General features: G+C 71.1%; 10 protein-coding genes and 1 pseudogene. 1 reads left to right on the top strand and 10 read right to left on the bottom strand.

Going from position 1 to position 15,113, the window contains the following annotated elements:
* Window positions 1-223: 223 nt before the first annotated feature.
* The 10 genes from ACFC51_RS15655 to ACFC51_RS15610 all read right to left on the bottom strand — a co-directional run bounded on the left by ACFC51_RS15655 (window position 224) and on the right by ACFC51_RS15610 (window position 14,517).
* Entirely contained in the window at window positions 224-3,931 is a 3,708-nt protein-coding gene (locus ACFC51_RS15655) for a ThuA domain-containing protein (protein WP_376529081.1), read from the bottom strand.
* Window positions 3,932-4,417: 486 nt separating this feature from the next.
* A complete protein-coding gene (locus ACFC51_RS15650) occupies window positions 4,418-5,422 on the bottom strand; it encodes a sugar phosphate isomerase/epimerase family protein (RefSeq protein WP_376370192.1) in 1,005 nt (334 codons plus the stop codon).
* A 12-nt stretch (window positions 5,423-5,434) separates the two neighbouring features.
* Entirely contained in the window at window positions 5,435-6,586 is a 1,152-nt protein-coding gene (locus ACFC51_RS15645; RefSeq protein ID WP_376529239.1) for a Gfo/Idh/MocA family protein, read from the bottom strand.
* A 116-nt stretch (window positions 6,587-6,702) separates the two neighbouring features.
* Entirely contained in the window at window positions 6,703-7,737 is a 1,035-nt protein-coding gene (locus ACFC51_RS15640; RefSeq protein WP_376370194.1) for a substrate-binding domain-containing protein, read from the bottom strand.
* Between the two features lie 156 nt (window positions 7,738-7,893).
* Window positions 7,894-8,946 carry an ABC transporter permease gene (locus tag ACFC51_RS15635; protein WP_376370196.1) on the bottom strand — a complete coding sequence of 351 codons (1,053 nt, stop codon included), beginning with the start codon at window positions 8,944-8,946 and terminating at the stop codon, window positions 7,894-7,896.
* Window positions 8,943-10,466 (bottom strand): sugar ABC transporter ATP-binding protein, encoded by a 1,524-nt coding sequence (locus ACFC51_RS15630; RefSeq protein ID WP_376529078.1) that lies wholly within the window; start codon window positions 10,464-10,466, stop codon window positions 8,943-8,945. The genes ACFC51_RS15635 and ACFC51_RS15630 overlap by 4 nt, the downstream gene beginning before the upstream one ends.
* A 299-nt stretch (window positions 10,467-10,765) precedes the next feature.
* Window positions 10,766-11,947, bottom strand: coding sequence for an ROK family protein (locus tag ACFC51_RS15625; RefSeq protein WP_376370199.1), 1,182 nt, complete (start codon window positions 11,945-11,947; stop codon window positions 10,766-10,768).
* A gap of 223 nt (window positions 11,948-12,170) precedes the next feature.
* A complete protein-coding gene (locus ACFC51_RS15620; protein ID WP_376370201.1) occupies window positions 12,171-12,335 on the bottom strand; it encodes a hypothetical protein in 165 nt (54 codons plus the stop codon).
* A 479-nt stretch (window positions 12,336-12,814) separates the two neighbouring features.
* Window positions 12,815-13,492 carry a GntR family transcriptional regulator gene (locus tag ACFC51_RS15615; protein ID WP_376370202.1) on the bottom strand — a complete coding sequence of 226 codons (678 nt, stop codon included), beginning with the start codon at window positions 13,490-13,492 and terminating at the stop codon, window positions 12,815-12,817.
* A gap of 74 nt (window positions 13,493-13,566) precedes the next feature.
* Window positions 13,567-14,517, bottom strand: a complete 951-nt coding sequence (locus ACFC51_RS15610) for a beta-ketoacyl-ACP synthase III (protein WP_376529075.1) — start codon at window positions 14,515-14,517, stop codon at window positions 13,567-13,569.
* A 276-nt stretch (window positions 14,518-14,793) separates the two neighbouring features.
* Here ACFC51_RS15610 and ACFC51_RS15605 point away from each other — a divergent pair.
* Window positions 14,794-15,110, top strand: a pseudogene (locus tag ACFC51_RS15605) (hypothetical protein); the annotation flags it as partial.
* Between the last annotated feature and the right edge of the window lie 3 nt (window positions 15,111-15,113).

Genomic DNA, 15,113 nt, shown 5'->3' with positions numbered 1-15,113 from the left:
GGGGGTGATGGGGGTGACCCCCCCCCCCCCCCCGCCGGCCGGGGGGCCCCCACGATAAGGCGGCGGCAGACGAGAGTGTGGAGGGGTGGTACACAGGGGCGGCCCCGGCCCGGGGGGGGGGGGGGGGGGGGGGGGGGGGGGGGGTGGGGGGGGGGGGGGGGGGGGGGGGGGGGCCCCCGGGGGGGCCCCCCCCCCCCCCCCGCCGGCGCAGGAGGTGGCCGCCCTACGTCGAGGGCAGCTCCTTCAGCTGGATGTCGCGGAAGGACACCTGGTCGTCGGCTCCGTGGTTCTGGAGGCCGATGTAGCCGTTCTTGAGGCTGCGGACCGGGTCGGTGTTGGTGAAGTCGTTGATCTTCACCCCGTTGAGGAAGATCTGGAGCCGCTCGCCCTGGACCTTGATCTCGTAGCTGTTCCACTGGCCGGGCGGCCGCAGGACCCGGTCACGGGCCTTGAGGTCGGCCGACTTGAAGGTGTAGACGGCTCCGGTGGTGCGGTCCGCCGCGTCGGTGGCGTCGATCTGGACCTCGTAGCCGTTGTTGACCGCGGACCAGGGGTCGTCCGACGCGGGGAACCCGACGAAGACACCGGAGTTGTCGTCACCCGCCATCTTCCAGTCGAGCTTCAGCGAGTAGGACTTCAGCTCCTTGGCCTGGTAGGTCAGCAGGCCCATGCCCCCCTCGGAGCGCAGTTCACCGTCGGCCACGGTGAACTTCCCGGGGCCGGCCTGCTTCCATCCTTCGAGCGTCTTGCCGTTGAAGATCGACCGGTAGCCGGTGTCCGGCTTGCAGTCGGCCTTCACCTGCCCGGCGGCGTAGCGCAGACCGCCCAGCAGGTGCTGCCGGAAGGCGGGTTCGGCGTACGACTCCTTGGTGTGGCCGAGGCCGGTGTAGAAGGAGCGGCCGCCCTGGTACGCCTGGCACCAGGAGATCGGGTGGTCGCCCTTCATGGTGCCGCCGGTGTAGGTGGTCTCGTCCAGGGTGGCGAGGACCTGGGCCTTGTCCCGGGGGTTGGTGCGGTAGTTGTACCACTCGTCGGTGCGGTCCCAGGCCTCGTCCAGGTGGGCGGTCGCCGGGTGGTCGTGGTTCTCCACCCGGACGGTCGCGGGCTGGATCTGCGGGTGCGAGTCGAAGTAGGCGCCCACGAGACCACCGTAGAACTCCCAGTCGTACTCGGTGTCGGCCGCGGCGTGGACACCCATGTAACCGCCGCCGGTCGCCACGTAGTTCTCGAACGCCTTCTGCTGGCCGGCGTCGAGGACGTCACCCGTCGTCGAGAGGAAGACGACGGCGTCGTAGCGCGCCAGGTTGCTCGTGGTGAACTGGCCCGCCTCCTCGGTGGAGTCGACGGTGATGTTGGTGTCCTTGCCGAGCTCCTTCAGCGCGGCGATGCCCTCGGGGATCGAGTCGTGGCGGAAGCCACCGGTCTTGGAGAAGACGAGGACGCGCTTGGCCGTCCGGTCCACGGGGCTGTTCGACAGCTCGAAGTCGTCCACGTCGTACAGCGCTCCCGCTCCGCCCTTGAACACGAGGAAGAGTTCCGTGGCCTTCTTCGGCGCGCCGCGCAGCGGCACGTCGACGTCCTGGAAGGAGTCCCAGCTGCCGGTCACCGGGATGGGGGCCGAGCCGAGGATCTTGCCGGCGGGTGAGCCTGCCCGTACTTCGAGGAAGCCCCCGGCTCCCGCCGACGACGTGCGGGCGGTGAGCTTCGTGGAGCCGTCGAGGATGTACGGGGTGAAGGAGATCCAGTCGCCGTTGTCGATGTCCCCGACGGTCCTGCCGCCGTGGGCGCTCGTCTTGCTCGGGGTGGAGATGCCGGAGGAGTCGTCGAAGTGCTCCGCCTGGCGGTGCCGCGGCTGGAGCTTGGCCGCGTCACGGCCGGTCAGTGCGGCCTGGCCGCCGCCCCCGCCGTCCGTGTAGGACGCCGAGATGCCGCCGTAGATGTTGGCGTTCGGGTCGTGGCCGCCTTCCATGGCGGTCTTGATGGTGCCTTCGCAGCCGTGCTCGGTGGTGATGTCGTGGCCGTGGCTGTCATGGCCCAGGGTGAACTTGACCTCGACCTTCGAGCAGTCGATCGTGCCGTCCTCCGGGTCGGTGACGGTCACCTTGAAGGGCACCGCGTCGCCGAACTCGAAGGGGCGGCCGTCCAGGGGCGCCTCCATCACGACGGTGGGCGCCGTGTTGCCGACGGTCACGTGCACGCTCGCCGAACCGGTGCGGCCGGTCGGGTCCTTCGCCGTCACGGTGGCGGTGTAGGTGCCGTTCTTCTTGTACGTGTAGGTGGGGTTCGCCGCTGTGGAGGTGCCGCCGTCACCGAAGTCCCAGGCGTACGTGAGGGCGTCGCCGTCGCCGTCCGTGGTTCCGGCCGAGGAGAACTTCACCTTGAGCGGTGCGGGTCCGGAGGTCTTGTCGGAGGACGCCTCGGCGACGGGCGAGCGGCCGCCGGTGGCGTTCTCGATCCGGTAGAGCGCCGAGTGCTCGTCGCCGCCGAACCAGGAGAGACCGTAGTCCAGGACGTACAGCGCGCCGTCGGGGCCGAAGGCCATGTCCATGATCTGTGTCCCGGTCCACGGGACGTCGTTGACGGATCGTACGGTGCCGTCGGCGTCCTGCTCGATGCGCTTGATCCACTGCCGGCCGAACTCTCCGGCGAAGAAGTCCCCGTCGTACTCCTCGGGGAACTTCACCGGCGAGTCGAGGCCGGCGTCGTAGTGGTAGACCGGCCCGCCCATGGGCGACTCGGACCCGGTGCCGAACTCGGGGACGGAGGCGCCGTCGTACGGGATCCAGGCGGCCTGCGCGGGCGGCAGGTCGACCAGGCCGGTGTTGTACCGCGACTCGTTCTTCGGAGCGGCGCAGTCGAAGCGGGCACCGGAGGTACCGGTCGCGAAGTCGTAGTCGTTGAAGGCGTCGTTGTCGCCGGTGCAGAAGGGCCAGCCGAAGTTGGCCGGCTTCGTCACCCGGGCGAACTCGACCTGCCCCGCCGGGCCCCGGTTCGGGTCCGCGGCGCCCGCGTCGGGCCCGTAGTCGCCGACGTAGAGGATGCCGGTGGCACGGTCGACGCTGAAGCGGAACGGGTTGCGGAAGCCCATCGCGTAGATCTCGGGGCGCGTCTTGTCGGTCCCCGGGGCGAAGAGGTTGCCCTCGGGCACGGTGTACGAGCCGTCGTCGCCGACCTTGATGCGGAGGATCTTGCCGCGGAGGTCGTTCGTGTTGCCCGCGGTGCGGCGGGCGTCGAAGGCGGGGTTGCGGTCGGCGCGGTCGTCCAGCGGGGAGAAGCCGTCGGACGCGAACGGGTTGGAGTCGTCGCCCGTCGAGAGGTAGAGGTTGCCCTGCGCGTCGAAGTCGATGTCGCCGCCCACGTGACAGCACATGCCGCGGGTGGTCGGGATGTCGAGGACCTTCTTCTCGCTCGCCGTGTCCAGCGTGCCGTCCTCGTCGAGCACGAAGCGGGAGAGCCGGTTCACTCCGTCGAACTTCGCGAAGTCGGCCGCTGTGCCGTTCTCCGGGGCGTCGCCGGCCGGAGTGTCCAGCGGGGGCGCGTAGTAGAGGTAGATCGCGCGGTTCTCCGCGAAGTCCGGGTCGACCCCGACGCCCTGGAGTCCTTCCTCGTCGTGCGAGTAGACGGGGAGGGTGCCGGAGACGCGGGTGTTGCCCGCGCTGTCCGTGATCCGCAGCTCGCCGCTGCGCGAGGTGTGGAGCACGCTGCGGTCGGGGAGCACGGCCAGCGAGATGGGCTCGCCGGTCTCGGCTGCGCCCTTGGCGAGCGTGACCTGCTGGAAGTCCTCGGCAGCCTCCTGCGCGACCGCCTCACGCGGGGCGTCGGCGGTGGCTGCGGGCGAGGAGCCCAGGGTGAGGGTGGCGGCGGCGAGCAGTCCGCCGGTGACGAGGGCGAGTGTTTTTCGGGCGCTGAGCCGTCTGCTGCTTCGGTGCACGTGCGTCCTCCGGAGTGGGCCGGTTGTTCGGGCGGGTGCGTTCTGCCGTTCCGCGCGGGGACTGCCGCGCTCGCCACCGGGGCTGCCGAGCCCCCGGTGACGCGAGTCATGTCGTGTACACGGAAGGGACGGTAGCCCTCTTCGTCCGGTACGGAAAGCCCTTGCGCAGCAGATGAGTCGACCTTTTGCTCAGGGCAGGACAAAGGAGTTTCGGGGCAGGCCGAACCGCCCCCGGGGTGCACCTCCCGCCTCTCCGGGCGGGCTTGAGCCGGCTGGGACGCCGAAGCCGCGGGACGGCCGGGGTGCGGGAAGGTGCCGGGGGGTGCGGGGAGGTGCCGGAGTGCGGGAAGGTGCCGGGGTGCGGGGAGGTGCCGGAGTGGGTGCCGGGGTGTGGAGCGGCGGGGGTGCGGGCGGGACGGGCCCCGCACCCCCGGATGGTCCGCGGCGAGCCACGCGGTCCATGACGATCCGTCCGGACGAAGTTGGCTAGTCGCCTCCGCCGAACGCCGCGTCGAAGGAGGCGCTCGGCGGGTCGAAGTCGAAGCGCTTGAGTGATGCCAGCGCTTCCGGCGCGCCCGTCAGCCGGTCCATGCCGGCGTCCTCCCACTCCACGGACACCGGGCCGCGGTAGTCGATGGACCGCAGCATCCGGAAGACGTCCTCCCAGGGCACGTCGCCGTGCCCTGCGGAGACGAAGTCCCAGCCGCGCCGCGGATCGCCCCACGGCAGGTGGGAGCCGAGACGCCCGTTGCGGCCGTCGAGGCGTTTGCGGGCCTCCTTGCAGTCCACGTGGTAGATCCGGTCCCGGAAGTCGTACAGGAAGCCGACCGGGTCGAGGTCCTGCCACACGAAGTGGCTCGGATCGAAGTTCAGCCCGAACGCGGGCCGGTGGTCCACGGCCTCCAGGGCACGGTGCGTGGTCCAGTAGTCGTAGGCGATCTCGCTCGGGTGCACCTCGTGGGCGAAGCGCACACCCTCGGCGTCGAAGACGTCCAGGATCGGGTTCCAGCGCTCCGCGAAGTCCTCGTAGCCGCGTTCGATCATGTGCGGCGGGACCGGCGGGAACATGGCGACCAGATGCCAGATGGACGATCCGGTGAAGCCGATGACGGTGTCGACCCCGAACGCGGCCGCCGCACGTGCGGTGTTCCGGATCTCCTCGGCCGCCCGGCGGCGAACGCCCTCGGGCTCCCCGTCCCCCCAGATCCGGGCGGGCAGGATCCCCTGATGGCGCTCGTCGATCGGACTGTCGCAGACGGCCTGCCCGACCAGGTGGTTGGAGACCGCCCAGCACTTGAGGCCGTACTTGTCGAGCAGCTGTCGTCGGCCGTCGAGGTACCCGGGGTCCGACAGAGCCTTGTCGACCTCGAAGTGATCACCCCAGCAGGCCAGTTCGAGCCCGTCGTAACCGAAGTCCCGGGCCAGCCGGCAGACCTCCTCCAACGGCAGGTCGGCCCACTGGCCGGTGAAGAGAGTGAAGGGACGGGGCATACGGAGAACCTCCTAGAGGGCGACCGGGGTGTGGACGGAGTTCTTGGCGGCGCTCTCCTCGACCGCGGCGAGCACCCGCTGGACCTGGAGTCCGTCCGCGAACGACGGCACGGGGGCCAGCCCCTCGACGATCGTGCGCACCACGTCCCTGGCCTGGTGGACGAAGGTGTGCTCGTAGCCCAGGCCGTGGCCCGGCGGCCACCATGCCTCCAGGTACGGGTGCTGGGGCTCGGTCACGAGGATGCGGCGGAAGCCCGCGCTGGTGGCGGGTTCGGTGTGGTCGTGGAAGGAGAGCTCGTTGAGCCGCTCCAGGTCGAAGGCGATCGACCCCAGCTCCCCGTTGATCTCCAGGCGCAGGGCGTTCTTGCGGCCCGCCGCCATCCTGGTCGCCTCGAAGGAGGCGAGGGCTCCCGACGTCATCCGCCCGGTGAACAGCGCGGCGTCGTCGACAGTGACCGCCCCCCGTGCGGCACTGTCGGCGGCACCCGAGAGGCCTGCGGCCGCCCCGGCGAGCACGGGCCTCTCCCGTACGAAGGTCTCGCTCACCGCCGAGACCCCGACCAGCGGCTCTCCGGCCAGGTACTGGGCGAGGTCGACGATGTGCGCCCCGAGGTCCCCCAGTGCGCCCGACCCGGCACGCTCCCGCTGCAGGCGCCAGGTCAGCGGCGACTGCGGGTCCACGAGCCAGTCCTGGAGGTAGGTGGCCCGCACGTGCCGCAGGGCGCCCAGCCTGCCCTCCTCGATCATCGTGCGGGCGTAGGTGAGGGCGGGCACCTTGCGGTAGTTGAAGCCCACGACGGCCACCTGGCCGCGGGCCGCGGCGCGCTCCGCGGCCTCGACCATGGCCTCCGCCTCCTCCACCGTGTTGGCGAGCGGCTTCTCGCACAGCACGTGCTTGCCCGCCTCCAGCGCGGCGATCGCGATCTCCGCATGGCTGTCGCCCGGTGTGCAGATGTCCACCAGCTGCACGTCGTCCCGGGCGATCAGGGCGCGCCAGTCGGTCTCAGCCGCCGCCCACCCGTGCCGGGCGGCGGCGGCCTCGACGGCCGTACGGTCGCGTCCGCAGATCGCGGCGAGAGCGGGTCTCACCGGCAGGTCGAAGACGTGTCCCGCGGTGCGCCACCCCTGCGAGTGGGCGGCGCCCATGAACGCGTATCCGACCATGCCGACGCCGAGCGTCGCCGTCGGCGGCGGTGCCTCGGTCCCCTGCTCCGACTCTTCCCTACGGGCCATGCGGACTTCCTCCTCATCGGTGGTTCGGTGGCGGCGGCGGTGCGGGATCAGCTGAAGCCCGTCGGCAGGTACTGGTCGATGTTCTCCTTGGTGACCACGGCCGAGTACAGCGTCAGCGAGGTCGGGATCTCCATCTCGGAGAGCCCCGCGACGCCCTTGTTCTGGCCGAGGGCGCGCGCCAGGTCGATGGCGGAGGCCGCCATCGTGGGCGGGTAGAGCACGGTCGCCTTCAGGACGCTGTCGTCGGCCTTGATGGCGTCCATCGCGGACTTGGCGCCCGCACCGCCGACCATGATGAACTCGTCGCGGCCGGCCTGCTGGATGGCCCGCAGCGCGCCGACGCCCTGGTCGTCGTCGTGGTTCCAGAGGGCGTCGAACTGCTTCTGGGCCTGGAGCAACTGCGCCATCTTGGCCTGGCCCGACTCCACCGTGAAGTCCGCGGCCTGACGGGCCACCAGCTTGATGTTGGAGTAGTTCTTGAGGGCGTCGGCGAAGCCCTGGCTGCGCTGCTTGGTGAGTTCCAGGTTGTCCAGGCCGGCGAGCTCGACGACCTTGGCGTTCGCCTTGTCCTTGAGCTGCTCGCCGATGTAGTGCCCGGCGTTGAGACCCATGCCGTAGTTGTCGCCGCCGACCCAGCAGCGGTAGGCCTGCGGTGAGGCGAAGATACGGTCCAGGTTGACGACCGGGATGCCCGCCTTCATGGCCTCGAGGCCCACCTGGGTGAGTGCCTTGCCGTCCGCGGGAAGGATGACGAGGACGTCGACCTTCTTGTTGATGAGGGTCTTGACCTGGCCGATCTGGGCGGCGGTGTCGTTGGATCCCTCGGTGATCTCCAGGGTCACCTCCGAGTACTTCTCCGCCCGCGACTTGGCGTTCACGTTGATGGCGTTGAGCCATCCGTGGTCGGCCTGCGGCCCGGCGAATCCGATGGTGACCGGGGTACCCGGCTTGTCGTCGGCGGCGGGCTGGTTGCTCGGCGCGGCGGCCGCCTTGGGCTCGTTGCTGGTGCAGGCGGTGAGGAAGGCTCCCGCGGAGACGGCCGCGGTGCCGAAGAGCAGTCCTCTGCGGCTGGTTTCTGGCATGGCTGTGGAACCCTTCATCCGGGTGGTGCGTACGGAACAACGGGTGGGTGATCAGTGCTCCGGCGGGGAAGCGGCGCTCTGTTCCAGGGGAGCTGCTCCGTCAGGGAGCAACCGCTCCGTCACGGAAGAGCTGCTCTCCGCCGCAGGCGGAGCTGCTCAGGTCTCTCCGCCCCGCAGGGTGCGGCGCTGGACGAGGACGGCGGCGACGATGATGGCGCCCTTGGCGATCTGCTGGACGTCGCTCTGAAGGTTGTTCAGGGCGAAGATGTTGGTGATCGTGGTGAAGATCAGGACTCCGAGCACGGAGCCGACGATGGTGCCCCGGCCTCCGCTCAGGAGGGTGCCGCCGATGATCGCGGCGGCGATGGCGTCGAGCTCGTACAGGTTGCCGTTGGTGTTCTGGCCCGACCCGGACAGGATGACGAGCATGAAGGCGGCGATGCCGCAGCACAGGCCGGAGAGCAGGTAGAGGTAGAGGCGCTGACGGCGTACGTCGATGCCCGCGAGCCTGGCGGCTTCCGCGTTGCCGCCGACGGCGACCGTACGGCGTCCGAAGGTCGTCCGGTTCAGGACGAGCCAGCCGGCCACGGTCACCGCGGCGAAGACGAGGACCAGCGGCGGGATGCCCAGGACGTAGCTGTCGGGCAGACCGAGGTCCAGGACGGACTGGACGGTGACGATCTGCGTCTTGCCGTCGGTCAGCTGCAACGCCAGGCCGCGCGCCGAGGCGAGCATGGCCAGCGTCGCGATGAACGGGACCAGCCCGCCGTAGGCGATCAGCAGCCCGTTGACGAGCCCGGCGGCGAGGCCGACGACCACCGCGGTGAACAGGATGCCCGCGAAGCCGTACTCCTGCGTGGCGAGGGTCGTCGCCCAGACGGAGGCCAGGGCGACCATCGCCCCGACCGAGAGGTCGATGCCGCCGCTGATGATGACGAACGTGACGCCGACGGTGACGACCCCGATCACCGAGGACTGCGTCAGGATCAGCTGGAGGTTCCCGGTGTCCAGGAACGCGTCCGGTTCGGTGAGGCCTCCGACGGCGATCAGGACGGCGAGGACACCGAGCAGCGACAGGTTGCGGACATCCGCGCGCAGGCCGAGTGCGCGCAGGCCACCGCTCTGCTTCGAGGGCGGTGCGGCCGCGGGACCGGGCACGGTCCCCTTCTGCGGCCCGTGGTGCTGCGCCGACGGTGCGGGCTGTGTCATGACGTCGGGCTCCCTTCCATGACGAGGTCGAGGACGCGGTGCTCGTCGAGCTCCCGGGCGTCGGCCGTGTGCACGACACGGCCCTCCCGGAGCACCAGCACCCGGTCGGCGAGGCCCAGCACTTCGGGCACTTCGCTGGATACGAGCAGTACGGCGAGGCCTTCGTCGGCCAGCCGGCGGATCACGGCGTAGAGCTCGGCGCGGGCGCCGACGTCCACACCGCGGGTCGGTTCGTCGAGCAGCAGGACCCGGCAGCCGCGCAGCAGCCAGCGCGCCAGGACGGCCTTCTGCTGGTTGCCGCCGGAGAGGGTGCGCACGGCGGCGTCGGGATTGTCGGGGCGCAGGGAGAGTTCGCGGGTGGCGGTCCTGGCTGCCTCGCGCTCGGCGCCCCGGTCGAGCCAGCCGGCCCGGGCGAAGCGGGACAGCGAGGAGACCGAGACGTTGCGGGTCACCGACTCCGTCAGCAGCAGGGCCTGCGCCTTGCGTTCCTCGGGGGCCAGACCGATTCCGGCCGTCACCGCCGCCCGGACGCTGCCCGGCCGCAGTGGTGCGCCGTCGACGAGGACACGGCCGGCGGTCGGCTTCCTGGCGCCGTAGACGGTCTCCAGGATCTCGGACCGTCCGGAGCCCACGAGGCCGGCGAGGCCGACGATCTCCCCGGGCCTCACCACGAGGTCCACGGGTTCGAACTCGCCCTCGCGGCAGAGCCCTTCGATGGTGAGTACCGGCTGGGCGGCATCGCGTGCGCCGGGCGCGGGACGCTCGGGGAAGACGTACTCGACGTTGCGGCCCGTCATCATGGCAACGATGTCGCGCGTGGGGGTGGAGTCGGCGGGGAGGCCGACCGCGACGGCCCTGCCGTCCTTGAGGACCGTCACCCGGTCACCGATGCGGCGGATCTCCTCCAGCCGGTGCGAGATGTAGACGACGGCCACCCCGTCGGCGGTGAGCCCGGCGACGATGCGGAAGAGGTTGTCGACCTCGTCGGGGTCCAGCGCCGCCGACGGCTCGTCCATCACGATGAGCCGTACGTCGTGGGAGAGGGCCCGTGCCATGGAGACGATCTGCTGGTGGGCCGCGGAGAGGTCGCCGACCAGGCGCGCCGGGTCGATCTCAGGGTGCCCGAGGCGCTTGAGGAGGGCGGCGGCCCGGGTGCGGGCCTCACGGGTCCGTACGACGAACCCGGCGCTGGTGGGCTCGTGCCCCAGGAAGACGTTCTCGGCGACCGACAGCCCTTCGACCAGGTCGAGTTCCTGGTAGATGGTGGCGATGCCCAGCCGCATCGCGGTGATCGGTGAGGAGAGCTGGACGGTCTCCCCGGCCCAGGTGATGGCGCCGCCGTCGGGCTGGTGGGCACCGGCGAGCACCTTGATGAGCGTGGACTTTCCGGCGCCGTTCTGGCCGAGGAGGCAGTGCACTTCACCGGCCAGCACCTCCAGGTCCACGCCGTCGAGGGCGCGCACACCGGGGAACGACTTGGTGATGCCGGACATCGTGAGCAGGGGTGGTTCTGGTGCCATGACGAATCCCCTCGGCGAACGGGGTCTCCCCTGCTCGGACGGGACCGAGCTGCTCGGGGAAGGCCGGTGAGCGGGCAGGGCGCAGTGCCGGCGGTGCCGTACTGCTGACGGGACTGCTGGGTCTGTCTACTGGTGCGCGGTGCTCGTGCGGTGCGGTGCGGTGCGGTGCTCGTGCGGTGCGGTGCTCGTGCGGTGCGGTGCGGTCCTGCGTGCGGTGCGGTCCTGCGTGCGGTGCTCGGGACAGGCTGCTTACGGAGGTGGCTGCGGAGCGTGTGCCGTACGGCGCACCGGCCCGGACATCAGGCCGGCGAGAACAGGTGGTCGCTGATGAGCCTGGCCGCGCCGGTCACTCCGGCGACGGGCCCCAGCTCACCGAGGACGATGGGGAGGTTGCCCGTGGCCAGGGGCAGCGACTGCCGGTAGACCTGGGTACGGACGCTGGCCAGCAGGTTGTGGCCGAGCCCGGTCACCCCGCCGCCGATCACGACGAGGCCCGGGTTGAAGAAGCTGACGAGTCCGGCGATGACCTGGCCGACCCGGTTGCCGCCTTCGCGGATCAGGTCCAGCGCGGTCGGGTCGCCGGCAGCAGCGGCGGCGGCCACATCGACGGCCGAGAGCTTCCCCGCCGCGTCCAACCGGGAGGCCAGCTCCACGGACAGTCCGGCGCGGGCCGCGTCCTCGGCGTCGCGGGCGAGTGCCGCGCCGCTGAAGTGGGCCTCCAGGCAGCCCCGGTTGCCGCAGGCGCAGGCGCGCCCGTCGGGTTCCACCTGGATGTGCCCGATGTCTCCGGCGCTGCCCGTCGTACCGCGGTAGACCTCGCCGCCCACCACGATGCCGCAGCCGATGCCCGTACCGATCTTGACGCAGAGGAAGTCGCCCACGGAACGGGCGACGCCCGCGTGCTGCTCCCCCAGCGCCATCAGGTTCACGTCGTTGTCGACCATGACGGGGCAGCCCAGTTCCTGGCTGAGCGCCTCCCGGACCGGGAAGCCGTCCCAGCCGGGCATGATCGGAGGTGCGACCGGAATGCCCTCGGGGAACCGGACGGGCCCCGGCACACCGATGCCCGCACCGTCGAAGCCTTCGGCGAGGCCGGAGGCCCGGAGCTTGGACGCCATCTCCAGCACCTGCTCGAAGACGGCGACGGGCCCGTCCCGTACGTCCATCGGGTGGTTGAGGTGGCCGAGGACCTCCAGCTCGGCGTTGGTGACGGCCACGTCGACGGAGGTGGCGCCGATGTCGACGCCGAGGAAGCGCAGTCCGGGGGCGAGCCGGATGTTGTGGGACCGCCGTCCGCCGCGGGAGGCGGCGAGTCCGTCGGCGACGACGAGTCCGGTCTCCAGGAGCCGGTCGACCTCGACGGCGAGCTTGGAGCGCGAGAGGTCGACCTGGTCGCCCAGCTGCGCACGGGAGTTGGGTCCCCCGTCGCGCAACAGTCTGAGCAGCCGCGCCTGATGCGTGTTCGCGGGTCGTGCCGTCATGCGTCTCACGCGTCCCTCCCCCGCCACTTCGGTCAGTCCGTCTGGCTTTCGAGGGGAACGTAGCAGCGGTTTACCTGAGTGGGAAGAAGTTGAGCAGGAATCCGATCCAACTTTCTCCACACTCAGGACAAAGGTGGGCCCGCGGAGGAACGGACGGTCTCCGGCCGACGGCCCGCACGGCGGGTCCGCCCCTCTTCCGGCGCACCGCCGAGACGGCCCGTCCTCACCCGTACGTACGCAGTCCGGGCCACATGGCGCCCCAGCGCCGGCGGGGGCCCGTGCACGCGTAGACGTGACCGCCCCATTCGATGGTGTGCACCCCCTCGGGGCTGGAGAGGGTGGTGGCCACCGAGACGTGGCGGAAGTACCGGCGCAGGTGGCCGGCCACAGCCGCAGACCCGCTTCCGAGACCCGGACAGGGACAGCGAGCCCCCGGCCAGCAGCGGTGCGAGCAGCGGCTGGTCGACGTAACCCGCCTGGAGGTGCCGGGCGGAGTCGAGGAAGTAGAGCTCGTCGATGGGGAAGCCGCAGCGCGGGGGGCAGTGCCATCAGCACGGCGAAGACCGCGCCTGCGACGGCGAACACCCGCCGGTCCAGCGGCGCGATCCGCCCACCGGCCGCCCCGGCTTCGCCCGCGCTCCCGATGTCCTTTCCGTACGCCGTGCCGCCACCCCCGGTCCCCGCCGCACGACCGCTCCGTCGGCGGCGGGGGCGGCCCGGGTGCTCACGGCCGCCGGGCCGCTCGCACTCTGTGCCTCCGCTCCGTGAGCGGCGAAGTCCCTCCGGACGGTGGGCGTATGACGGACCGGGCGGCCCTTGCGGAGAGGCGACGCGCCCGGACGCCGGGGTCTTCCGTCGCCGGGAGCGTCAGGACCGTTCGCGCTGGTGATACGTCTCGCGCGTGTGCTCGGTGTGGGCGCGCATGATCGCGGTCGCCCGCTGTTCGTCCCTGGAGGCGATCGCTTCGATCAGCTCGCGGTGCTCGATCCAGGACTGGGTGCCGCGCCGGCGGGCCACCGGCGTGTAGTACCAGCGGACACGGCGGTCCACCTGGGCGGCGAGCTCGGACAGGACCACGTTGCCCGCCAGCTCCATGACCTTGGCATGGAAGGCGGCGTTCGTGGCCACGGCGAGGTCCACGTCGTCGGCGGCGACCGCCCGCTCCCCCTGCGAGCAGAGCTCCTCCAGGGCCTCGATGCCCGGCCGTCCCGAGTGGGCGGCGGCCAGCCGGGCGGCCTCGGCCTCCAGCAGGGTGCGGACCGAGAGCAGTTGGTCCGCCTCCTCCTCGGTCGGTTCGTGGACGAAGGCGCCCTGCGCGGGGCGCAGATCGACCCAGCCCTCGGTGTTCAGCCGCTGGAGTGCCTCGCGTACCGGCTGCCGCGACACCCCCAGATGCCCGGCCAGTTCACTCTCGACCAGATGCTGGCCGGGGCTGAGGGCGCGCGTGGTGATCAGCTCGAGGAGAGCCTCGTAGACACGCTCGCGCAACGGCCCCGGCCGCTCCAGCTTCGGCACCGTTCCTTGCGGCAGTCCTGTGGACAACATCGCGGTCCCCCTCCGGGCGCCGGGCAATTGCTTATCGTCTACAGTCTACCGAGCGCAATGCCTCGACGGGGGACTCAGGGACAGCGGATCACCTGGCCCGCGTACGAGAGATTCCCGCCGAAGCCGAAGAGCAGGGCCGGCGCACCGCTCGCGACCTCGCCCCGCTCCACCAGTTTGGACAGGGCCATCGGGATCGACGCGGCCGAGGTGTTGCCGGAGTCCACCACGTCCCGTGCGATGACGGCGTTGACCGCGCCGATCTTCCGGGCGACGGGTTCGATGATCCTCAGATTGGCCTGGTGCAGCACCACCGCGGCGAGATCCTCGGGCGCGAGCCCCGCCCGCGCGCAGACCTCACGGGCGATCGGAGGCAGCTGCGTGGTGGCCCAGCGGTAGACGGACTGGCCCTCCTGCGCGAAGCGCGGGGGCATGCCCTCGATGCGTACGGCGTTGCCCATGGAGGGCACCGACCCCCACAGGACGGGGCCGATCCCCGGCCTGTCACCCCCGTCCGGATCCGCGGTGACGACGGCGGCACCCGCACCGTCGCCCATCAGCACGCAGGTGGAACGGTCCGTCCAGTCGACGATGTCGCCCATCTTGTCGGCACCGATGACGAGGGCGCGTGCGGCGGCACCGGCCCGGATCGCGTGGTCGGCGGTGGCCAGGGCGTGGGTGAACCCGGAGCAGACGACGTTGATGTCCATCACGGCCGGAGCGCCCATGCCCAGGCGCGCTGCGACCCGGGCGGACATGCTCGGGGAGCGGTCGACGGCCGTGGAGGTGGCCACGAGGACCAGGTCGATGTCCGAGGGCTGCAGTCCGGCCGAGGCGAGTGCCTTGGCCGCCGCGTGCGCGGCCAGTTCGTCCACGGGTTCGTCCGGGCCGCCCACGTGCCGGGTCCTGATGCCGACCCGGCTGGTGATCCACTCGTCACTGGTGTCGACCATGGCCGCCAGGTCGTCGTTGGTGAGGACCTTGGCAGGCTGGTAGTGGCCGAGCGCCACGACACGTGAGCCGGTCATGTACGGGTTCCCCTCGCTACGTTTGGCAGGAACTATCCAGTCTTGGTTGCTACCGATCGGTACAGAGGCATGTAACCCCACAGGAATCCGGCCCTGAGGTTGGAGCGTCTCGAACAGCTCCCCGGGAACTTTCACGGACATCCCCGCCACGACCGGGACACCGGCCCGGCAGGCCGTGCTCCTCGGCTTCGCCCGCCGGGGGCCTCGTAGCCCGACGAGCTGGACGTCCCGCTCACCTTCGAGGGCACCCGTGCGGCCGGCACGACGCCCGGTTCGGTGGCCTCGTCGACGGACCTCTCGACCACCCGCGCGCCGCCGAGTGGGCCGAGGAGTACGCGGCGCGGCCCGGACGCTTCGGCGCCGAGGCCGCCCGGGCCGACGAACAGTGCGTGTCACGGGCACAGGGGGACGAGACCGCGCAGACGCGGACCACGACCGTCTGCGCGTACTGCGGAACGGGCTGCAACGTGACACCCCCCGTGCAGGAGAACGAGATCGTCGAGGCCACCTCGCCGCACGACAACCCGGTGACCCGTGGCAACCTCTGTATCAAGGGCCGTTTCGGCTTCCAACACGTACAGAATCGGGATTGACGG

It is taken from the genome of Streptomyces sp. NPDC055962 (assembly GCF_042270185.1).
Taxonomy (GTDB): Bacteria; Actinomycetota; Actinomycetes; order Streptomycetales; family Streptomycetaceae; genus Streptomyces.
This window is presented reverse-complemented; position numbering and strand designations above follow the sequence as displayed.